The 21,952-nt window shown below is 47.1% G+C and carries 16 protein-coding genes; 14 read left to right on the plus strand and 2 right to left on the minus strand.

The window, feature by feature from the left end; genetic code table 11:
• The first annotated feature begins 14 nt into the window (after positions 1 to 14).
• On the plus strand, positions 15 to 3,821 hold the full coding sequence (locus tag TOI97_RS07785; protein WP_321553560.1) for a YhdP family protein: 3,807 nt from the start codon (positions 15 to 17) through the stop codon (positions 3,819 to 3,821).
• A gap of 11 nt (positions 3,822 to 3,832) precedes the next feature.
• Here TOI97_RS07785 and recN read toward each other — a convergent pair whose 3' ends face one another.
• The gene (recN, locus tag TOI97_RS07790) at positions 3,833 to 5,524 is read right to left on the minus strand and encodes a DNA repair protein RecN (protein ID WP_321553561.1); all 1,692 of its coding nucleotides are present in this window, start codon (positions 5,522 to 5,524) and stop codon (positions 3,833 to 3,835) included.
• A gap of 251 nt (positions 5,525 to 5,775) precedes the next feature.
• Between recN and grpE the strand changes: the two genes are divergently transcribed.
• From grpE to TOI97_RS07835, 9 genes are all read left to right on the plus strand, one after another.
• Positions 5,776 to 6,345 carry a nucleotide exchange factor GrpE gene (grpE, locus tag TOI97_RS07795; RefSeq protein ID WP_321553562.1) on the plus strand — a complete coding sequence of 190 codons (570 nt, stop codon included), beginning with the start codon at positions 5,776 to 5,778 and terminating at the stop codon, positions 6,343 to 6,345.
• 118 nt (positions 6,346 to 6,463) lie between these two features.
• On the plus strand, positions 6,464 to 8,380 hold the full coding sequence (gene dnaK / locus TOI97_RS07800; protein WP_321553563.1) for a molecular chaperone DnaK: 1,917 nt from the start codon (positions 6,464 to 6,466) through the stop codon (positions 8,378 to 8,380).
• A 104-nt stretch (positions 8,381 to 8,484) separates the two neighbouring features.
• Positions 8,485 to 9,603: a molecular chaperone DnaJ gene (gene dnaJ / locus TOI97_RS07805; RefSeq protein WP_321553564.1), complete on the plus strand. Its 1,119-nt coding sequence runs from the start codon at positions 8,485 to 8,487 to the stop codon at positions 9,601 to 9,603.
• Positions 9,604 to 9,668: 65 nt separating this feature from the next.
• Positions 9,669 to 10,472, plus strand: coding sequence for a 4-hydroxy-tetrahydrodipicolinate reductase (gene dapB, locus TOI97_RS07810; protein ID WP_321553565.1), 804 nt, complete (start codon positions 9,669 to 9,671; stop codon positions 10,470 to 10,472).
• Positions 10,473 to 10,646: 174 nt separating this feature from the next.
• Entirely contained in the window at positions 10,647 to 11,783 is a 1,137-nt protein-coding gene (gene carA, locus TOI97_RS07815; protein ID WP_321553566.1) for a glutamine-hydrolyzing carbamoyl-phosphate synthase small subunit, read from the plus strand.
• 14 nt (positions 11,784 to 11,797) lie between these two features.
• Positions 11,798 to 12,451 (plus strand): leucine efflux protein LeuE, encoded by a 654-nt coding sequence (leuE, locus tag TOI97_RS07820; protein ID WP_321553645.1) that lies wholly within the window; start codon positions 11,798 to 11,800, stop codon positions 12,449 to 12,451.
• Between the two features lie 15 nt (positions 12,452 to 12,466).
• Entirely contained in the window at positions 12,467 to 15,688 is a 3,222-nt protein-coding gene (carB, locus tag TOI97_RS07825; RefSeq protein ID WP_321553567.1) for a carbamoyl-phosphate synthase large subunit, read from the plus strand.
• Entirely contained in the window at positions 15,685 to 16,161 is a 477-nt protein-coding gene (gene greA / locus TOI97_RS07830) for a transcription elongation factor GreA (RefSeq protein WP_321553568.1), read from the plus strand. The genes carB and greA overlap by 4 nt, the downstream gene beginning before the upstream one ends.
• A gap of 25 nt (positions 16,162 to 16,186) precedes the next feature.
• On the plus strand, positions 16,187 to 16,582 hold the full coding sequence (locus tag TOI97_RS07835; protein ID WP_321553569.1) for a DUF4149 domain-containing protein: 396 nt from the start codon (positions 16,187 to 16,189) through the stop codon (positions 16,580 to 16,582).
• Positions 16,583 to 16,606: 24 nt separating this feature from the next.
• On the opposite strand, the gene yhbY is transcribed toward TOI97_RS07835, so the two are convergent.
• Complete coding sequence (yhbY, locus tag TOI97_RS07840) at positions 16,607 to 16,918, minus strand: ribosome assembly RNA-binding protein YhbY (protein WP_321553570.1); 312 nt, start codon at positions 16,916 to 16,918, stop codon at positions 16,607 to 16,609.
• Positions 16,919 to 16,989: 71 nt separating this feature from the next.
• On the opposite strand from yhbY, the gene rlmE reads away from it, so the two are divergent.
• The 4 genes from rlmE (at position 16,990) to glmM (ending at position 21,929) form a co-directional block, all read left to right on the plus strand.
• Complete coding sequence (gene rlmE / locus TOI97_RS07845; RefSeq protein ID WP_321553571.1) at positions 16,990 to 17,625, plus strand: 23S rRNA (uridine(2552)-2'-O)-methyltransferase RlmE; 636 nt, start codon at positions 16,990 to 16,992, stop codon at positions 17,623 to 17,625.
• 127 nt (positions 17,626 to 17,752) lie between these two features.
• Entirely contained in the window at positions 17,753 to 19,672 is a 1,920-nt protein-coding gene (gene ftsH / locus TOI97_RS07850; RefSeq protein WP_321553646.1) for an ATP-dependent zinc metalloprotease FtsH, read from the plus strand.
• A 52-nt stretch (positions 19,673 to 19,724) separates the two neighbouring features.
• Positions 19,725 to 20,579: a dihydropteroate synthase gene (gene folP, locus TOI97_RS07855; RefSeq protein WP_321553572.1), complete on the plus strand. Its 855-nt coding sequence runs from the start codon at positions 19,725 to 19,727 to the stop codon at positions 20,577 to 20,579.
• A gap of 6 nt (positions 20,580 to 20,585) precedes the next feature.
• Positions 20,586 to 21,929 (plus strand): phosphoglucosamine mutase, encoded by a 1,344-nt coding sequence (gene glmM / locus TOI97_RS07860; RefSeq protein ID WP_321553573.1) that lies wholly within the window; start codon positions 20,586 to 20,588, stop codon positions 21,927 to 21,929.
• Positions 21,930 to 21,952: the final 23 nt, after the last annotated feature.

Genomic DNA, 21,952 nt, shown 5'->3' on the forward strand with positions numbered 1-21,952 from the left:
CTTAAGGAGCCTGAATGGGTTTTGCTCTGCGTCTGTTGAATGCTTTATTGCGCGGGAGTTTATGGCTGCTCGCAGCCTTATTGATTTTTGCTGCTTTGTATGTCAGTGCGGGGCGTCAGTTGACTCCCTTAATGGCGGAGTACCGTGATGAAATTCAGCAGGGTTTGCAGCAACACTTGCGGCAAAGTATCCAGGTAGAGCGCTTTGAAGGGGGATGGCGTGGTTTTTCTCCCTTATTAAAGGCGCGCGATGTAAGGCTGGGTGAAGGGGAGCATGCATTACTGATTGATTCGCTTGACCTGCAACCTGATGTGATTGCGAGTTTATTAGCTCGTGAGTTGCGATTAAAAGCCTTGATCTTAGATGGGTTGCAAGTGCGTTTTCAGGAGGATCAGGATGGACAATGGTCATTACAGGGCTTGCAGTTAGATGATACCGAGCGAACTGTTTTTCAGTTGAACGATTGGTTGTACAAGCTGGGGCAGGTCGCTCAGCTTAGTGTGTTGAATAGTCGGGTAATTATTCAGGGCCATGAGCAGGAGTCTTTTACTTTAACGTATGCAGGCTTTACTTTGAGCCGCATAGGATTGCAGCAGCGCTTAGATTTGCGTGGGATTTTGCCTGATGGTGAAGCGCTGGAGCTGAGTGCGCAAGGTCAGTTCGTGGATGATGACTGGCGGAGCAGTGATCTCAGTGTTTACGTGAAAACGCCCAGTAGTAACTTAGCGCAGTGGATTCCCAAAAAGTATATGCCTGATTGGAATCTAGAGACAGTCAAGGCTGGCGCTGAGCTTTGGCTGCATGCCCAGCAAGGGCAAATGCAACGTGCTGTTTTGCGTCTTATTCAACTTGAGTTGCAAGGGCAGTTTGCTGATGCTGAGCCACTTTATATTCAGTCCAAGGATGGGTTGGCTTTTTATCAAAATGATCAGGGTATACAGAGTGCTTGGTTTGAGCGACTTCTATTGCAAATTAATGAGCTGAAGGTGCGAGATTGGCAGCTGTGGGCAGCCTACGACAATGTAGTGGCCCCGCGCTGGCAGTTAGCTATTAAGCAGCTGGAGCTATCTGATGTCCAGTATGTCTTGGACAGGGTTGTGCAATTGCCAGATAAAGCAGTTGAGGTTATGCAAAGCATGCAGCCTCGTGGACTGCTCAATAATTTACAATTGCAATGGCGGCCAGAAGCAAAACTTGCTGAGCGTTTGTCATTCAGTAGCGGGCTGCAGAATATTGAATTTTCCGCATGGGAAGCTGTTCCTGCAGCTTTTGGTATCAACGGTTTGATTTCTGGTGATTTAACCCAGGGTGAACTGCGCTTATCGAGCTCTAGTGGGTTTGGTTTGCATTTATCTCATCTATTTGCAGAGCCTTGGCAGTATCAGCAGGTGCATGCGCAGTTACTATGGATGTTTGATGAGCAGGGGTTTACTTTGCAAAGCCCTTATTTGCAAGTAAAGGGCGACGAAGGTGACATTGCAGGTGATTTTCTAATTCGTTTACTAAAAGACCCGGCAGCCGAAGATTATATGGATTTACGTGTCGGTTTACGTGATGGCGATGCCCGCTTTACCCGTAAATATTTACCTTCTTTAGCTCCTGGCTTTAATCCAGCTTTAGAGCAATGGTTGGGCGGTGCAATTCAGGCTGGAATGATTGAGCAAGGTTACTATCAGTATCAAGGTGCCTTAAATAGAGATGCACCGGCGAACTCACGCAGTATGAGTTTATATTTTGCGGTTAAAAATGCTCAGCTTGATTATCAGCCAGGTTGGCCTGTGCTGAATGACGCGGATGTTGAGGTGGTGGTAGAAGACGATAGTGTGCGCATCCATCTTGATCGAGGTGTCATTTTAAATACGCCCATCACTTATGCGTATGCGGAAGTGGCAGCTAGCGAAACTGGAGCTGCTCCTGTTTTGCAATTGCGTGCTGAGCTACAAAGTAATGTTGCTGATGGCTTATATTTCTTACAAAAAACACCGATTGCGCAAACAGCCACGGCGTTTTCTCATTGGCAGGGGCAAGGCAGTTTGCCGGCAACTTTAGATTTGCGAGTGCCATTAACAGCACGGCAACCAGTGCAGGTGAAGCTGGATTTGAATGCGCGTGGTGCAGAGTTGAATATGCCGGAAATCAATGTGCACTTGCACGATTTAAATGGTGTTTTTAGTTTTGATAGCCAGCGTGGTTTAACGGCCAAAAAGATTGAAGGCCGGTTTTTAGGGCAAAAGTTTTCCGGAGCAATTACAGCTGAAGGTACTGCTCCGCTACAGCGCACTCACCTTGATGTGCGGGGAGTAATGCCTATTGCACGCCTAACAGAGTGGGGGCAGATCAAACAGAGATTACCGGTAACGGGTAACTTACCTTATCGTTTGCGGGTGATGCTTGATGGCGAAGATACTCAGTTACGATTGGATTCTAATATGCAAGGTGTAGCTGTTGACCTGCCGGCGCCTTTGGGCAAGACAGCACAGCAGTCCAGTTACCTCGATTGGCGCATGACCTTAGTGGGGGCAGAACGCCGCTATTGGTTGGATTATGCTGATCAGCTCAGTTTAAGCTTGGCTGCTCCTGCCGGTGAGTTTTTTAAAGGTCGTGCACAATTACATATTGGGGGTGGATTAGCTCGTTTGCCTAGTCAAAGGGGGCTTCAAATTACAGGGCGGTTGCTTGAGTTTAAACTGGAAGAATGGCAGCAAGTTCTGCAGCGCTATAGCGGGACGCATAATCAAGCAGACGAGCGGTTGTTAACCCAGGCTAAATTGACTTTTGAGCAATTTAATGGTTTCGGTATCTCGGTTGATCATTTAAATGTTGAGCTGGCTACACAGGCTAAAGGTTGGACATTGTTGCTCGATAGCCGTCAGTTACGTGGACGGTTGACCAGATTGGGGGAGGGTAAGCCGCTGCAGGTGCGCCTTGCCCGTTTACACTTGCCAGCACAGTCACTTGCATCAGATAAAGAGAAAGACCCGTTGGCAGGCTTTGATATGTTAAATATTCCTGCTTTAGATATTAAAGTCGATCAGCTGTATCGAGATGGTGATTTGCTAGGAGCTTGGTCGTTAAGTACGCGTCGACAAGCGCATGGAGTGATTTTTGATCGGTTAAATCTTTCCCTTAAAGGGCTCAAGTTGACGGGGCAGTTAGGTTGGGAGCGAGTCGGACAACAGACACGCAGTTGGTATAAAGGACAACTCGGTGGTGATGATATCGGCGAGGTGTTGGTTGCTTGGGGGTTTGCGCCCAATATCACCAGTAAGCATTTTACGGTCGATGCAGACATGCGTTGGAGTGGTTCCCCTGCAGCTTTTTCTTTAGCGCAGCTGAGCGGAGACTTGAATGTGGATTTTCGTCAAGGCCAACTGACTACGCTGGATGGTAGTGCGCAGGCCCTAAGAGTGTTTGGTGTGTTTAATTTTGATGCCATTGGACGTCGTTTGCGTTTGGATTTTTCTGATTTGATTGGCAAAGGATTGGCATATGATCGAATTAAAGGCAGGGTGGTGGCTCATCAAGGCATCTATCAAACCCGTGATCTTATTGCTGTTGAGGGTCCATCCAGTAACCTTGAATTAAAAGGCCGAGTGAATGCTGGGAATGAGCAAATTAATGCCAGTTTATTGGTGGCCTTACCTTTGACGAATAATTTACCCTTGGCTGCGATTGCTGTGGGAGCACCTGCTGTGGGTGGGGCATTATTTTTGGTGGACCGCCTAATTGGTGATCGAATATCAAGGTTTGCCAGTGTGACTTATCACATCAATGGAGATTTGCACAAGCCGCATATTTCTTTAAGTGAGAAGAAAAAATAAAGCGCGCCTCATTAAGCACGCTTTGCCGGCAGTGCTTGGGCACTGTCTAAAATTTTACGAGCATGCTGTAAGGATTCATCGGTTAAGTCAATGCCGCCAAGCATGCGAGCTACTTCTTCTACTCGTTGCTCAAAAGTTAGCGTTTTAACCGCAGTATGAGTGGACTTTTTTTGACGCTCTTTGTGTACAAATAAATGTTGATGGCCTTGTGCTGCAACCTGCGGCAGGTGAGTGACGGTTAAAACTTGGCCATTTTCTCCTAGCTGTCGTAGCAATTGGCCTACGATTTCCGCAGTAGGCCCTCCAATACCCACATCCACTTCATCAAAAACTAAGGTGGGGACGCGGGAGGTTTGTGCGGTAATGACTTGAATAGCTAAACTGATGCGTGAAAGCTCACCTCCTGAGGCAACTTTGGCTAAGCCGCGTAGCGGCTGGCCTGGGTTGGCGCTGACTAGAAACTCAACGTTTTCTAAACCTTGTAAGGCGGGGGAGTCATTTTTGGATGGGAGTAAGGCAATACTAAATTGTCCATCTGGCATGCCGAGCATTTGTAATTGCTGCATTACAGCTTGAGTCAGCTTTTTTGCAGAACTGGCGCGACGCTTGCTGAGGGCTTGTGCTTTTTCTGAGTATTCCTTTAGCAGCAAGTCAGCAGCGTGCTGTAAGTGTTCGAGATTGGCATCTTCTGCATCCAGTGCGGCCAGTTCATTTGCTAGCTGATTTTGTAATGCGTGGAGCTGCTCTGGTTGTACGCGGTGCTTGCGCGCTAGGGTGTAAATGGCATCGAGGCGCTCTTCAATCCATAGCTGACGTTGCGGGTCTGCTTCAAAGGTTGCGGCAAAGTGATTGAATTCACTAATGGCTTCTTCGATTTGAATGTGTGCGCTGGATAATAAGTCTGTAGCTTGTGTGAAGGCCTGCGGGGCGCCTGATAAACTTTGTGCGCGTTGCAGTAGAGACGCTAGGGTGCTGAGCACATTAGCATTATCATTTTCACTGCAAGCATCAATGATTTGACGGCAGCTATCCAATATGCTTTCAGAATTGCTTAGGCTTTTATGTTCTTGCTCGATATGTGCTAGCTCATTTTCCCCTAAGGATAGCATTTCGAGTTCTTCGAGTTGATACGTGAGGAGCTGGCGTCGTGCGCGTTGTTCTTCTTCGCTGGCGCTCAGTTGTTCGATTTTTTGCTGTGTAGCACGCCAACGTTGAGCCAGGCTTTGTACGGCGCGAGTCAGTTCTGTAGCGCCGGCAAACTCATCTAGTAAGCGGCGGTGGGTATCGGTTTTTAGTAAGGATTGATGTTCATGCTGACTATGGATATCGATTAAAATCTCACCCAACGCTTTTAAATCAGCCAGTGGACAAGGTGTGCCATTTATATAGCCGCGTGAGCGACCTTCACGAGTGATCACGCGGCGTAAAATACATTGAGCATCGTTGTCTAGGTCACGTTCTTTAAGCCATTGTTGTGCTTCTGGGATATGCGTCACATCAAAACTGCTGAGAATGTCAGCTTTGTCTGCACCTGGACGAATCACACTGCTGTCCGTACGCGCACCTAAAGTTAGGCTGAGTGCATCTAGCATAATTGACTTGCCTGCACCGGTTTCTCCAGTAATGACACTCATACCCTCATGCAGCTCAAGGTCTAAGTGATCAACGATGGCATAATTTTTTACTGAAATATGGACTAGCATAGAGGCATCTCCCAATTAGGCTGTTCATTTATACAGTTAATTGGGTGTTGGTTTCAAGAGGTGGGCTGAAAAATAACTTGGTTTAATGTGGTAAGTGGGTCGGCATAAATTGACGTCGGAGATCACATGTAAGAGCGCGGTTGTGAATAAAAGTATTATTTTTACTTTAAATGCTTGAAATTATGGTTGGCACCCTCATATAGCAGGCATACGCAGGTGACGGACCTGTACTATTTTTTGAGGAGGGTGTCATGACCGACGAAAAAAACTTGGACGAGCAAACGTCCGATGTAGAAGCTGATCAGCAAAATGCCGAAACTGAAGCGCAAGTAGATGCAGTGCAGAGCGACGAAGAGCGTATTGCTCAGTTGGAAGATCAGCTGGCTAAAGCGCAAGAGGATGCGCTGCGTGCTGCAGCTGAAATGCAAAATATTCGTCGTCGTGCAGAACAAGATATTCAGAAAGCACACAAGTTTGCTTTAGAAAAGTTTGCTATGGACTTATTGGCCGTGCTTGACAGTCTTGAGCGCGGTATTGAGGTGTCGAGTCCTGATGATGAAAACATTCGTCCGATGCGCGAGGGAATGGAACTCACTTATAAATTGTTTTTGGATACGCTTAAGCGCTTCCAAGTTGTGCGTATTGATCCGCAGGGTGAGCCCTTTAACCCCGAAGAACATCAAGCTATGGCAATGGAAGAAAGTGCCGAACTTGAGCCCAATAGTGTTTTAAAAGTATTCCAGTGTGGATACAGCATTAATGGCCGCTTGTTGCGCCCAGCGATGGTGGTGGTTAGTAAGGCACCAGCTGCTGCAGAGTAAAAATAGACTGTAGGGCTTGAAATATTCATAAGCGGCCCCATCTATTAAGACAAGTAAGTAATAAGTTTCTCAGTCCAGCGTTGCGCTGTGAATGAATCAAAGTTTTAGGAGATTTAACATGGGTAAGATTATTGGTATTGACTTAGGTACCACCAACTCCTGCGTTTCTGTAATGGAGAATGGCGTTGCTAAGATTTTAGAGAACGCAGAAGGTGGTCGTACGACACCGTCTATTATTGCGTACACCAATGATGGTGAGACTTTAGTGGGGCAAGCTGCTAAGCGTCAGGCTGTAACTAACCCGCACAACACCTTGTATGCGGTGAAGCGTTTAATTGGTCGTCGTTTTGACGAAGACGTTGTGCAAAAAGATATCAAGATGGTGCCTTACAGCATTGTTAAAGCCGACAATGGCGATGCTTGGGTAGAAGTTAAAGGTGAAAAAATGGCACCACCGCAAATCTCTGCGGAAGTGCTGAAGAAAATGAAAAAAACCGCAGAAGACTACCTAGGTGAGCCAGTGACCGAGGCGGTAGTAACTGTACCTGCGTATTTTAACGACAGTCAGCGTCAAGCCACTAAAGATGCCGGCCGTATTGCTGGTTTAGATGTGAAACGTATCATTAACGAACCAACTGCAGCTGCTTTGGCTTATGGTATGGATAAAGCACAAGGCGATCATACAGTTATCGTTTATGACTTAGGTGGTGGTACGTTTGACGTTTCAGTGATTGAAATTGCTGAAGTGGATGGTGAGCATCAGTTCGAAGTGTTGGCGACTAACGGTGATACTTTCCTCGGTGGTGAGGACTTTGATAACCGCTTAATCAATGACTTGGTAGAGCAGTTCCAAAAAGACAGTGGCTTTGATCTGAAAGGTGATCCGCTGGCTATGCAGCGCCTGAAAGAGGCTGCAGAAAAAGCTAAGATTGAGTTGTCTTCAGCGCAGCAAACCGACATTAACTTGCCGTATATCACTGCTGACGCAACCGGCCCTAAGCACCTCAATATTGTTGTGACTCGTGCCAAATTAGAAGGCCTAGTGAGTGACTTGGTTGAGCGCACGCTTGAGCCATGCCGTGTTGCATTGAAAGATGCTGGCATTGCGGTTGATGAAATCAATGATGTGATCCTGGTGGGTGGTCAGACACGTATGCCGTTGGTTCAGAAAACTGTGGCAGACTTCTTTAAGAAAGATGCTCGTCGTGATGTGAACCCTGATGAAGCGGTCGCTATGGGCGCGGCAATTCAAGGTGCAGTATTGTCCGGTGATGTAAAAGACGTTCTTTTGTTAGACGTTAGCCCGCTGACCTTGGGTATTGAAACGATGGGTGGTGTTATGACTGCTCTGATTGAGAAGAATACGACGATTCCAACTAAGAAATCACAAGTGTTCTCAACAGCAGATGACAACCAGAATGCAGTTACTATTCACGTTCTGCAGGGTGAGCGTAAACAAGCGTCGGCAAACAAGTCGCTGGGTCGTTTTGACTTGGCTGATATCCCACCTGCGCCACGTGGTGTGCCGCAGATTGAAGTAACTTTTGATATTGATGCCAACGGTATCCTTAACGTATCAGCAAAGGATAAGGCTACAGGTAAAGAGCAGTCTATCGTTATTAAAGCCAACTCAGGTTTAAGCGATGAAGAAGTTGAGCAAATGGTGCGTGATGCTGAGGCTAATGCTGAGGAAGACCGCAAGTTTGAAGAGCTAGCAACTGCACGTAACCAAGGTGACCAGTTGGTTCACGCAACTCGTAAGATGATCACTGAGGCTGGTGATAAAGCGACCGAAGAAGATAAGACCGCAATTGAAGCTGCTTTGGCTGAGCTGGAGGAAGCTGTTAAAGGCGATGATAAAGAAGCCATTGATGCAAAAGTGGAGGCTTTATCAAAGGTCACCGCGCCGCTTGCAGAGAAGATGTATGCAGAGCAAGCACAGCAAGCTGAAGGTGCAAGTGCAGAACAGGCTGACAATGCTGAAGATGTTGTCGATGCTGAGTTTGAAGAGGTTAAGGATACGGATAAGAAGTAATCCTATTAACCTAAGCCCTGCAGTGATGCAGTCGTGATTCACCGCGCGGGACTTGCTCCCGCGTTGGTGTCTCTGGCAGATGAGAATCCGGAGTTAAAAGACTTATGTCAAAGCGTGACTATTACGAAGTGCTCGGCGTGGAGCGCGGTGCTAGCGAGGCGGAGCTAAAAAAGGCTTATCGTCGTCTGGCAATGAAATTTCACCCGGACCGTAATCCGGATGATAAAAATGCAGAAGAAAAATTTAAAGAAGCCAACGAAGCGTATGAGGTCTTATCTGACGCTGATAAGCGAGCAGCTTATGACCGTTACGGCCATGCTGGTGTAGATCCGCAGATGGGCGGTGGCGGAGGCTTTGGTGGTGGTAACTTCTCTGATGTATTCGGAGATGTTTTCAGTGACTTCTTTGGTGGTGGCGGTAGTAGCCGCGGTGGTCCACAGCGTGGTAGCGATTTGCGTTACAACATGGAGCTGGACTTAGAAGAGGCCGTACGGGGCACCACGGTAACCATTCGAATTCCGAGCTTGGTTGATTGTAAAACCTGTGATGGCAGTGGTGCTAAAAAAGGTACTAGCCCAACAACTTGCACAACCTGTAACGGTATGGGGCAGGTTCGCATGCAGCAAGGCTTCTTTGCTGTGCAGCAAGCTTGCCCACGCTGTCATGGTTCAGGCAAGATGGTGACTGATCCTTGTGGCGATTGTCACGGTGAAGGTCGCGTTGAAGAGGAAAAAACCTTGTCGGTTAAAGTGCCGGCAGGTGTTGATAGCGGTGACCGCATACGTTTAAGTGGTGAAGGTGAAGCTGGTGCTTTAGGTGGCCCAAGCGGTGATTTATATGTTGTTGTGAATGTGCGTCCGCATGCGATTTTCCAGCGTGATGGCCGTGATTTATACTGTGAGGTGCCGATCAGTTTTGCCGATGCAGCATTAGGTGGCGAGTTAGAAGTGCCAACCTTGAACGGGCGCGTTAAGTTGAAAATTCCTGAAGGGACGCAAACCAACAAGCTGTTTCGCTTGAGAGGCAAAGGAGTCACACCTGTGCGTGGTGGTGGTGTTGGTGATTTAATGTGCCGTGTTGCTGTCGAAACGCCGGTTAAATTGAATAAACGTCAACGTGAGTTGCTTGAGGAGTTCCGTGAAACATTGCAAGGTGATGATTCACATTCGCCTAAGAAAAGCAGCTGGTTTGAAGGTGTAAAGCGTTTTTTCGGTGATCTGTAATGGTTTAAGGGTGCACTTGGATTTCAGTGCACCCATTTGTATTTTAATGAGCTAGGAAAATAACAATGCTTCGAGTTGCAGTGGTAGGTGCCGCAGGGCGCATGGGTAAAACTTTGATTGAAGCGGTACGCATGGTGCCTAGCTTGCAATTGTCCGCTGCAATTGATCGTCCAGAAAGCACTTTGTTGGGTGCTGATGTGGGTGAGTTGGCAGGTGTTGGACGTATTGGTGTCAAGCTTGTAGGTGATTTATCCAGCGTGTTGGATGATTTTGATGTGCTGATTGATTTTACCCATCCAACGGTCACTTTGCATAACCTTGAAGTGTGCCGCCAGGCCGGCAAAGCAATGGTTATTGGTACCACAGGCTTTACCGAGGATGAGCGTCAGCAGCTTGATGATGCGAGTAAAAATATCCCGATAGTGTTTGCAGCAAACTTTAGTGTGGGTGTTAACTTATGCTTAAAGTTGCTTGATACTGCAGCACGGGTATTGGGTGATGATGCAGATATTGAAATTATTGAGGCGCATCACCGTCATAAAGTTGATGCACCATCCGGTACTGCATTGCGTATGGGGGAAGTTGTGGCAGCGGCCCTAGATCGTAATCTGGCGGAAGTTGCTGTGTATGGTCGTGAAGGACAAACAGGTGCTCGTGAGCGTGAAACGATTGGTTTTGCGACAGTGCGTGCGGGTGATGTAGTGGGTGATCATACGGTGCTCTTTGCCGCAGAAGGTGAACGTGTTGAGATTACTCATAAAGCTTCCAGTCGTATGACCTTTGCTAAGGGTGCGGTGCGTTCTGTACAGTGGCTGAAAGATAAGCCTGCAGGGTTATATGATATGCAGGATGTGCTCGAGCTAAAATAATTTATTTGAGTACTTCCTGTTAAATCAAAAAGGCCGTACAATTACTTTTTAGTGTATCCACTAAAAGTGCCCCAATATGACGAATAAACTGAAAAGCGGAATGATGTGAATTTACGTCATTCCGCTTTTTTGTAAGTCATGGGTGCAAATCAGGCTAAATAACGGGAGGTCTTCTTGACTAAGCCAGCCATACTCGCCCTTGCTGACGGCAGCATATTTCGCGGCGAATCCATTGGAATTGACGGTGAGACCGTTGGTGAGGTGGTTTTTAATACTGCCATGACCGGCTATCAGGAAATTCTGACAGACCCATCTTATGCGCGTCAGTTAGTTGCTCTAACATATCCGCATATTGGTAACACAGGTACTACGCCAGTAGATGCTGAATCGAATCAGGTTTGGGCTGCGGGACTTATTATTCGTGACCTACCTTTGCTGTCAAGTAACTGGCGCGATAAACAACCTTTAGGTGAGTATTTAAAGGACAATAGGATTGTTGCTATTGCAGGTATTGATACCCGCCGTTTAACCCGTATCCTGCGTGACACTGGTGCGCAGAGTGGCTGTATCTTAACAGGTGAAGAGGCAACTGAGGAACGTGCTCTTGAGTTGGCTCGTAGCTTTGGCGGGCTGCAGGGGTTAGATCTCGCACAGGAAGTGACCACCAATAAGGTATATGAGTGGCGTTCAGCACCTTGGCAGTTAGCCACTGACTCGCATGCAGAGGTTCCTGCTGAGCAGTTACCGCATCACGTCGTGGTTTATGATTTTGGGGTGAAGCGTAATATTTTACGGATGTTGGTTGCGCGCGGTTGCCGGCTTACGGTTGTGCCGGCAGATACACCGGCGAGTGAAGTGTTACTGTTAAAACCTGATGGTGTGTTTTTGTCCAATGGTCCTGGTGATCCTGAGCCGTGTGACTATGCAATTAAGGCTATTCAAGAAATTTTGGAGACAGATATTCCTGTCTTTGGTATTTGCTTGGGTCATCAGTTGCTCGCTTTGGCTTCAGGTGCACGTACCATGAAGATGAGCAGTGGCCATCATGGTGCTAACCACCCTGTGCAAGATTTGAAAACCAAATTAGTGATGATTACGAGTCAAAACCATGGTTTTGCGGTTGATAAAGACAGCTTGCCGGCACATTTAGTGGCCACGCATGAGTCTTTGTTTGATCAAACTCTGCAGGGCATTGAGCGCACTGATAAAGTGGCATTTGGTTTCCAAGGTCACCCTGAAGCCAGTCCAGGGCCGAATGATGTCAGTAGCTTGTTTGATCGCTTTGTAAGCAGTATCGAAGCACGTCGTTAAGGCTATTGATGATGCTGCCAAGCTTTGGGATCACAGACATATGGACCTATATCATAGGAACAATCTTTGTGGTGTTATTGCCAGGACCTAACTCACTATTTGTTCTGGCAACAGCTGCTCAACGCGGTATTGCTGCAGGGTACCAAGCGGCTTGTGGGGTGTTTTTAGGTGACACCATATTAATGACTTTATCAGCATTGGGCATTGCATCCTTGTTACGTACTGAGCCTGTGTTATTTGTTGGGCTTAAGTATTTAGGTGCAGCCTATTTATGTTGGTTAGGTCTGAATATGTTACGAGCAGCTTGGTGCTCAATGCGGAAAAAAACGCAAATGGTTGAAGAGTTGGAGCAGCAAAAGCCTATCGTGCAACCTCTACGTAAGGCGCTTTTGTTAAGTCTCTCTAATCCCAAGGCGATTTTGTTTTTTGTCTCATTTTTTATCCAGTTTGTGGATCCAGGCTACGCCTACCCTGGTATATCCTTTTTAGTACTGGGATTGATTCTGCAAATCATTAGCGGAATTTATCTAAGTCTATTAATTTTTAGCGGCGCTCGCTTAGCGCGCTGGTTCGGCCAACGAAAAAATTTGGCTGCCGGCGCATTGAGTGGAGTGGGCGCCATGTTTGTCGGCTTTGGCGTGAAGCTGGCCACTGCAACCCTGTCCTAATATTACGAGAATCCCATGCCAAAACGTACAGATATCAAAAGCATCCTCATCATCGGCGCTGGCCCAATCGTTATTGGTCAAGCTTGTGAGTTTGATTATTCAGGCGCGCAGGCTTGTAAAGCATTACGTGAAGAGGGTTACCGCGTTATTTTGGTGAACTCTAATCCTGCCACCATTATGACCGACCCAGCGATGGCAGATGCCACTTATATTGAGCCGATCAAATGGCAGACCGTTGAGAAAATCATCGCCAAAGAACGCCCAGACTTATTGTTACCCACCATGGGTGGCCAGACTGCACTGAACTGTGCTCTGGACCTAGAGCGTGAAGGTGTTTTAGAGAAGTACGGTGTAGAAATGGTCGGTGCCAACGCTGATACCATTGATAAGGCAGAAGACCGCTCACGCTTTGATCAGGCCATGCGTGCTATTGGTCTTGAGTGCCCGCGCTCCGGTATTGCGCACAGTATGGAAGAGGCTTACAAAGTACAAAGCGAAGTGGGCTTTCCTTGCATTATTCGCCCAAGTTTTACTATGGGTGGTACAGGCGGCGGTATTGCTTACAACCGTGAGGAATTTGAAGAGATTTGTACTCGCGGTTTAGATCTATCGCCTACTAAAGAACTCTTGATTGATGAGTCTTTGATCGGCTGGAAAGAGTATGAGATGGAAGTGGTGCGTGACAAAAATGACAATTGCATTATTGTCTGTTCCATTGAAAACTTCGACCCTATGGGTGTGCATACTGGGGACTCCATTACTGTTGCGCCGGCACAGACTTTAACGGATAAAGAATACCAAATTATGCGCGATGCATCTTTGGCCGTCATGCGTGAAATTGGCGTTGAAAGTGGTGGTTCAAACGTTCAGTTTGGTATCAATCCTAAAGATGGACGTATGGTGGTGATTGAGATGAACCCGCGGGTTTCACGTTCATCAGCCTTAGCCTCGAAAGCTACGGGATTCCCGATTGCAAAGATTGCTGCCAAGTTAGCGATAGGTTACACCTTGGATGAGCTGAAAAATGATATTACTGGCGGTCGTACCCCAGCATCTTTTGAGCCGTCGATTGATTATGTCGTAACTAAAATTCCACGCTTTGCTTTTGAAAAGTTCCCTAAAGCCGATGCGCGTTTAACCACTCAGATGAAATCTGTTGGTGAGGTGATGGCCATTGGCCGCACATTCCAAGAGTCGTTACAAAAAGCCTTGCGCGGCTTGGAAGTGGGTGTCGATGGTTTAGATCCTATTCTGGATTTAAATGATCCAGAGGCTGCGAGTATTTTACGCCGTGAGCTAACAGTGCCTGGGGCTGATCGTATTTGGTATTTGGCTGATGCGTTTCGTTTTGGGATGACCCGTGATGAGATTTATGACCTTACTAAAATCGACCACTGGTTTTTAGTGCAGTTAGAAGATTTAATGCTTGAGGCTGAGCGTTTAAAAACAATGGGCCTTGCTGAAGTTGATGCGGCGCAGATGTTTAAGCTGAAGCGTAAAGGTTTCAGTGATGCGCGTTTAGCAACTTTGCTTGGAGTAACTGAAAAGAATCTGCGTACTCGCCGCCAGCAGTTGAATGTTTTTCCTGTCTATAAGCGTGTTGATACGTGTGCTGGCGAGTTTGCTACAGATACGGCTTACATGTACTCAACGTATGAAGAAGAGTGTGAGGCCAATCCAAGTGATCGTAAAAAAATCATGATTTTGGGTGGTGGTCCAAACCGTATTGGTCAGGGTATTGAGTTTGACTATTGCTGTGTGCATGCTGCTTTAGCGATGCGTGAAGATGGTTATGAAACCATTATGGTGAACTGTAACCCAGAAACTGTATCTACGGATTACGATACTTCTGACCGCCTCTATTTTGAGCCGGTTACTTTAGAAGATGTGTTGGAAATTGTTCGAGTGGAAAACCCCGTGGGTGTGATTGTGCAATACGGTGGTCAGACTCCGTTAAAAATTTGTCGTGCCCTAGAAGAAGCGGGTGTGCCTATTATTGGTACTAGTCCAGATGCTATTGACCGTGCTGAAGATCGTGAACGCTTCCAACAGATGGTGGAACGTTTGAATTTACGTCAGCCTGAGAACGCCACCGCACGCAGCGAAGAAGAAGCTATCAATGCGTCTCGTGAAATTGGCTATCCATTGGTTGTTCGTCCATCCTATGTCTTAGGTGGTCGTGCCATGGAGATCGTTTATGATGAAGCCGAGTTGAAGCGTTATATGCGGGATGCGGTGAAAGTATCTAACGACAGTCCAGTGCTGCTTGATCACTTCCTTAATAGTGCAATTGAAGTGGATGTGGATGCGGTTTGTGATGGTGAAATCGTTGTTATTGGTGCGATTATGCAGCATATTGAGCAGGCGGGTGTTCACTCAGGTGACTCTGCTTGTTCATTACCTCCATACTCATTGCCTGCTCATATTCAAGATGAGATTCGTGCCCAAGTGACTCGAATGGCGTTGGAGTTGGGCGTGATGGGCTTAATGAACGTGCAAATGGCGGTACAGGGCGAAGATATTTATGTGATTGAAGTGAATCCACGTGCGTCACGTACAGTGCCTTTTGTGTCTAAATGCATTGGTGAGTCTTTGGCAAAAGTGGCAGCACGAGTTATGGCTGGCAAGACATTAACAGAGTTAGGTTTTACCAAAGAGATCATTCCGCCATTCTTTAGTGTTAAAGAAGCTGTTTTCCCATTTGCTAAATTTCCTGGTGTTGATACGATTCTAGGACCAGAAATGAAGTCTACGGGCGAAGTGATGGGCGTGGGTGATAGCTTTGCTGAAGCCTTTGCTAAATCACAAATGGGAGCTGGTGAGGTCTTGCCAACCAGCGGCTGTGCATTTGTTAGTGTACGTGAAGACGATAAAACTTACGTTGCTGATTTGGCCCGTGACCTAATTGCACTAGGCTTTACTTTAGTGGCAACCACTGGCACTGCAAAAGTCATTGAGGCTGCAGGTTTAGAGGTGCGCCGCGTAAACAAAGTGACTGAAGGCCGTCCTCACATTGTTGATATGATTAAGAATGATGAGGTAACTTTGGTCATCAATACCACCGAGGGGCGTCAATCTATTGCTGACTCCTTCTCGATTCGTCGAAACGCTCTGCAGCACAAAGTATACTTCTCTACCACCTTGGCGGGGGGGCAAGCTGTTTGTGAGGCGCTTAAATTCGGTCCAGAGAAGACCGTGCGTCGTTTGCAGGACTTGCATTCAGGAATTAATGCGTGACTAAATTTCCAATGACTGTCCAAGGCGCTCGCGCCTTGGAAGAAGAGCTTAAGCATCTTAAAACAGTGATGCGTCCACAGATTACCGCAGCTATTGCCACTGCGCGAGAATTGGGTGATTTATCAGAAAATGCTGAATACCATGCTGCTCGTGAGCAGCAAGGTATGACCGAGGCGCGTATTCGTGATATCGAAGGGCGTTTATCCGGTGCGCAGATTATTGATGTCACGACAATTCCGTACACCGGCAAGGTGTTTTTTGGCACTACGGTAGAAATTGAGAACGTAGAAACTGAAGAGGTCTTAAAATACCAGATTGTTGGTGAAGATGAGGCCGATCTAAAGCAAGGTAAGATCTCTGTTACTTCGCCGATTGCTCGGGCGTTAGTGAGTAAAGAGGAAGGTGATATCGCTGTAGTACAAACTCCAAGTGGTTTGATTGAGTATGAGATTATTGGAGTCGAGCATATCTAGTACAGCACCACAGCGCGCCGGCGCAATGACTTGGCAGATTGCTCAAGTGTTTTGGGTTGGTGGCGTTTGGGTCATGCACTTTGTATTGCTTAAAGCATTAGAGAATCTTGGGTTTACTAATGTTCTGGTTGAAGAGGTCGCAATGTACATGCGGCCTCTTTTAATTGGTTTGGCAGGGCTGTGTGTGATTTTGCAGCTGTTGGTGCTTGGGCAAGCGGTTTCAGTAAAGCGCTTGTTTCAGGATGTTCGTGGGCAGCTATTATTGGCTAGCTTGCTGCTCTCTTGTAGTTTTTTGCTGACTCATGCATTCTTGCCAAGCGCTACAATTTGGCTGGAGTATAGCTATGTATTGTTGGGGATGTGCGGCTTGTTGTTAGTGATTCAGCCAGTGCCTCAGTATGATCCAGCTACAAGTGAGTAAACCTCATAGCTGGATATGGGTGTTTTACTGAAAACTATAGCGTAAAACGTTTGATAGGTTTTTGTTGGGTTGCGGGTTTTTCCGATAGATTAGCGCAACTTTACCGATACTTTGTACCAAAATGCTGCTGCTTTGTTTGCAGAGCTGTTCGATCAGAGCTTTCCGATCGTCTCGCTCAATACGCAGTTGGATTTTGATCAGCTCGTGGTCGTGCAGCGCACGGTCCAACTCAGCAAGTACGCCTTCGGTTAAACCGTTATCGGCAACTGTAACAATCGGCTTTAAGTGGTGGCCGATGGATTTAAACTGTTTCTTTTGCTCTTGTGTGAGCGTCATAATCGACCTCTGAGTCGTAACATTGAATGAAGGTGGGTAGTTTACCTGACCTGAAGCTTAAGAGGTATTCTGTGGCACGATCTAAAAGCAGTCAGCGTTGGCTAAATGAGCATTTTAATGATCCATATGTGAAAATGGCTCATAAAGATGGTTATCGCTCGCGCGCTAGTTATAAGCTATTAGAGATTCAAGAAAAAGACCGTATTTTACGCCCTGGGATGACCGTAATTGATCTGGGGAGCACCCCTGGCGGTTGGTCGCAGGTCACCAGTCGGGTCATTGGTGATAAAGGCACTTTGATTGCATCTGATATCTTGCCGATGTCACCTATTGCTGATGTCACCTTTATTCAAGGGGACTTCACTGAAGATAAAGTGTTCAATGAAATTATTGATGCGCTAGGAAATCAACCAGTAGACCTTGTTATTTCCGATATGGCCCCCAATATGAGTGGTGTACGTGCAGCTGATCAAGCGTCGGCAATGTATTTGTGTGAACTTGCTTTAGATTTAGCGTCTAAAGTTTTGCGCCCAGGTGGTGACTTTTTAATTAAAGTTTTCCATGGGGAAGGGTTTGATGAGTACTTGCGTGACGTGCGCGGGCGTTTTGAAAAAGTGCAGATGCGCAAGCCGCGTTCTTCACGTGATCGTTCCCGTGAGCAGTATTTGTTAGCGCGTGGTATGCATGCAGTAGATGAAGATGCTTAACTGACGTGTTTAAATGTATTGTTACAGGACAAACATACGCTGCGAACCAATCTGTAGTAAGTTTGTTCTTTGTAATTGACGTGTTTGTTGCGGTTGTTGCAGCAGAGGATATATAGAATTGAACGATATGACTAAAAACCTACTCTTATGGTTGGTTATCGCTGCTGTCCTAGTGACTGTGATGAATAACTTCACCTCGCAAGGCGAGGCCGGCAAGCTGAACTACAGTACGTTTATTGAAGAAGTTCAGTCCGGCAGTGTTAAGCAAGTAACAGTGGATGGTTTTGTGATCACAGGACAGCGTGCTGATGGCAGTACATTTGAAACTGTGCGACCGGCGATCCAGGATAACGGCTTAATGGGCGATTTGTTGGAACATAATGTCAGTGTTGTAGGTAAGCAGCCTGAGCGGCAGAGTATGTGGATGCAGCTGTTGGTAGCTAGCTTCCCAATTTTAATTATTTTAGCTGTTGTTATGTTCTTCATGCGCCAGATGCAAGGTGGAGCTGGTGGGAAAGGCGGACCGATGAGCTTTGGTAAAAGCAAAGCGCGTTTATTGGCTGAGGATCAAATTAAAACAACTCTTGCCGACGTGGCTGGCTGTGATGAGGCTAAAGAAGAAGTTGGGGAGTTGGTTGAGTTCTTACGTGATCCAACACGTTTCCAACGCTTAGGTGGAAAAATTCCTCGTGGTGTTTTGATGGTGGGTCAGCCCGGTACCGGTAAAACTTTGCTAGCTAAAGCTATTGCAGGTGAGGCGAAGGTTCCATTCTTTACTATTTCCGGTTCTGACTTTGTTGAAATGTTTGTAGGTGTCGGTGCATCGCGTGTGCGTGACATGTTTGAGCAAGCGAAAAAACATGCACCGTGCATTATCTTTATTGATGAGATTGATGCTGTGGGTCGTCACCGTGGTGCCGGAATGGGCGGAGGTAATGATGAGCGCGAACAAACATTGAACCAACTGCTGGTTGAAATGGACGGTTTTGAAGATAACGATGGTGTGATTGTTATTGCGGCAACTAACCGTCCTGATGTGTTAGACCCTGCTTTACTGCGTCCAGGGCGCTTCGACCGTCAGGTGGTGGTAAGTTTGCCAGATATCAGAGGCCGTGAGCAGATTTTGCAAGTACATATGCGTAAAGTGCCGGTGCATGATGATGTTGATGCTGCAGTGATTGCCCGTGGCACACCAGGTTTCTCAGGTGCTGATTTGGCTAACTTGGTCAACGAGGCGGCTTTATTTGCTGCACGATCTGACAGTCGTTTAGTTACGATGAAAGAGTTTGAGTTGGCTAAAGACAAAATCATGATGGGTGCAGAGCGCAAGTCTATGGTGATGTCTGAGAAAGAAAAGCTTAATACGGCTTATCACGAAGCAGGACATGCCATTGTAGGTCGCTTAGTGCCTGAGCATGATCCAGTGTATAAGGTTTCTATCATCCCTCGTGGTCGTGCTTTGGGTGTGACTATGTTCCTGCCTGAAGAGGATCGTTACAGCTTATCTAAGCGCGGTTTAATCAGTCAGATTTGCTCACTGTACGGCGGTCGTATTGCTGAGGAGATGACACTGGGGTTTGATGGTGTTACCACAGGGGCTTCAAACGATATTATGCGCGCGACACAGTTGGCACGAAATATGGTTACTAAGTGGGGGTTGTCTGAAAAACTTGGTCCATTAATGTATGCGGAAGAAGAAAATGAAAGCTTCTTAGGCCGCTCGGGCGGTGGTACGGCGAATGTTTCGGGTGAGACCGCTAAGCTGATTGATCAAGAAGTACGTGACATCATTGATGAATGCTATAGCACTGCGACAAAAATTTTGCATGAGAATCGCGATAAGCTAGAAGCTATGGCTATGGCCTTAATGAAGTATGAAACCATTGATAGTGATCAGATTGACGATATTATGGAAGGACGCGAACCTCGTGAGCCGAAGGGTTGGGGTGACGGAGGGTCAACGGGGACACCGTCTGCAACTGTTGAACCAAAGTCAGAGGCAGAACGGCCGGATGCGCCTATTGGCGGGCCGGCAGGCGAGCATTAATCATACACGGGCGCTAAGTTAGCGCCCTTTTTCATAGAACAGAAGGCGGATTATGAGCAGCCCAGTGAGCTCTGTTTTGCAGTGTGGTCAACGTGCTTTAGACCTTTCTCAGCCTCATGTGATGGGGATCCTTAACGTGACGCCGGATTCTTTTTCTGATGGCGGCCGTTATAACAAGTTAGATGATGCGTTAGCTCGAGCGCTACAGATGCAAGCGTTGGGGGCTAGTATTGTTGATATTGGTGGTGAGTCCACGCGTCCTGGTGCGGCCCATGTAAGTCCGCAAGAGGAGTTGGATCGTGTTGCACCTTTGGTTGAGCGGATTGCTCAAGAGTGTGACATGGTTATTTCAGTTGATACTTCTACACCGATCGTGATGCAGGAGTCTGCACGCTTAGGTGCTGGGCTGATCAATGATGTACGTTCCTTGCGGCGTGAAGGTGCATTAGAGGTGGCTGCAGCAACAGGTTTGCCTGTGTGCCTGATGCATATGTGTGGAGAGCCGCAAACTATGCAGAACCAACCTTATTATGAGGATGTTGCCACTGAAGTGGCAGTGTTTTTACAAGAACGTATACAGGCTTGCGCGCAGGTAGGAATTGGTGCTGAGCGCATTATACTTGACCCAGGTTTTGGTTTTGCAAAAAATACTCAGCATAATTATGAACTGTTTAAGCGTCTGCCAGAATTGCACCAGTTGAAGCTCCCATTGTTGATAGGTGTGTCCCGTAAGAGCATGGTTGGGCATGTTTTAGATAAGCCTGTTGATCAGCGCCTATCGGGTAGTTTGGCATTGGCTGTAATGGCAATGGAGCGTGGCGCGAAAATTTTACGTGTGCATGACGTGGCGGAAACCATGGATGTGCTAAAAATATTTAATGCGGTGCAGTCCGCAACAAAGGAATAAATAACAATGGCTAGAAAGTATTTTGGTACCGATGGGATTCGTGGGCGTGTTGGTACACAGCCGATCACACCTGAGTTTATGTTGAAACTCGGTTGGGCAGCAGGTATGGCATTCCGTAAGCAGGGCAAATGTCGTATTTTGATTGGTAAAGATACTCGAATTTCTGGCTATATGTTTGAATCAGCGCTGCAAGCTGGCTTGTCCGCTGCTGGGGCTGATGTCATGTTGTTGGGTCCCATGCCGACTCCAGCTGTGGCTTATTTGACACGGACTTTTCATGCTGAAGCTGGCATTGTGATCAGTGCGTCACATAATCCGCATCATGATAATGGGATTAAGTTTTTTTCAGGCGCTGGCACTAAGCTTCCAGATGCGTTAGAGCAGATGATTGAAGAGCTGATTGACGAGCCTATGACGGTGGTTGAGTCAGAGCAGCTCGGTAAAGCATCGCGTATCAATGATGCTGCGGGGCGTTATATTGAGTTCTGCAAAAGTAGTGTGCCAACCAGTACTAGTTTTGCTGGTTTGAAAGTCGTTGTTGATTGTGCTCACGGCGCAACCTACAAAGTGGCGCCTAGTGTGTTTAGAGAGCTAGGTGCAGAGGTTATTGCAATTGCAGATCAGCCTGACGGTTTAAACATTAATGATGGTGTTGGCTCAACGAGTTTGGGTCTGTTGCAAAAGGCTGTGGTAGAGCACGGTGCTGATTTGGGTATAGCTTTTGATGGTGATGGCGATCGAGTGCAAATGGTTGACCATACGGGCGCCGTGGTAGATGGTGATGAGTTGTTGTATATCATTGCCACTGACCTGCAAGAGCGTGACCGCTTGCCAGAAGGCTCAGGGGTTGTTGGTACTTTGATGAGTAACTTAGGCTTAGAGCTGGCATTAAAAGCACGTGATATACCTTTTGTGCGCGCTAATGTTGGTGATCGCTATGTGATGGCCGAGATGCAGGAGCGTGAGTGGGTGCTAGGAGGTGAGAACTCTGGGCATATTCTCTGTGCGCAACATGCGACAACAGGGGATGCAATCATTGCTGCATTGCAAGTATTGTTGGCTTTACGTCGTCGTGGACAAAGCTTAGCGAAAGAACGGTTAGCCTGGAAAAAATTGCCGCAGGCGCTGATTAATGTGCGTTTTAGCGGTAGTGTCGATCCGATCAAAGACCCTAAGGTTAAGGCCGCTTGCGATCAAGCAACTGAGGCAATGGCAGGGCGTGGACGGGTTTTGCTGCGTAAGTCAGGTACTGAGCCGCTTGTGCGTGTAATGGTTGAAGGTGAGGATGAAGCTGCAGTTTTACAGCATGCTCAGGAATTGGCTGAAGTTGTTCAGGCGGTATGTAGTTGATTTTGCTTGCATCTTTTGTCGCG

Source organism: Denitrificimonas halotolerans, from assembly GCF_034259425.1.
Lineage (GTDB): Bacteria > Pseudomonadota > Gammaproteobacteria > Pseudomonadales > Pseudomonadaceae > Denitrificimonas > Denitrificimonas halotolerans.

Bases quoted from the DNA above. Each gene is read 5' to 3' on its own strand.
- TOI97_RS07785 (WP_321553560.1), top strand. From the start codon at position 15: ATGGGTTTTGCTCTGCGTCTGTTGAATGCTTTATTGCGCGGGAGTTTA.
- recN (WP_321553561.1), bottom strand. From the start codon at position 5,524: ATGCTAGTCCATATTTCAGTAAAAAATTATGCCATCGTTGATCACTTA.
- grpE (WP_321553562.1), top strand. From the start codon at position 5,776: ATGACCGACGAAAAAAACTTGGACGAGCAAACGTCCGATGTAGAAGCT.
- dnaK (WP_321553563.1), top strand. From the start codon at position 6,464: ATGGGTAAGATTATTGGTATTGACTTAGGTACCACCAACTCCTGCGTT.
- dnaJ (WP_321553564.1), top strand. From the start codon at position 8,485: ATGTCAAAGCGTGACTATTACGAAGTGCTCGGCGTGGAGCGCGGTGCT.
- dapB (WP_321553565.1), top strand. From the start codon at position 9,669: ATGCTTCGAGTTGCAGTGGTAGGTGCCGCAGGGCGCATGGGTAAAACT.
- carB (WP_321553567.1), top strand. From the start codon at position 12,467: ATGCCAAAACGTACAGATATCAAAAGCATCCTCATCATCGGCGCTGGC.
- TOI97_RS07835 (WP_321553569.1), top strand. From the start codon at position 16,187: ATGACTTGGCAGATTGCTCAAGTGTTTTGGGTTGGTGGCGTTTGGGTC.
- yhbY (WP_321553570.1), bottom strand. From the start codon at position 16,918: ATGACGCTCACACAAGAGCAAAAGAAACAGTTTAAATCCATCGGCCAC.
- ftsH (WP_321553646.1), top strand. From the start codon at position 17,753: ATGACTAAAAACCTACTCTTATGGTTGGTTATCGCTGCTGTCCTAGTG.
- folP (WP_321553572.1), top strand. From the start codon at position 19,725: ATGAGCAGCCCAGTGAGCTCTGTTTTGCAGTGTGGTCAACGTGCTTTA.
- glmM (WP_321553573.1), top strand. From the start codon at position 20,586: ATGGCTAGAAAGTATTTTGGTACCGATGGGATTCGTGGGCGTGTTGGT.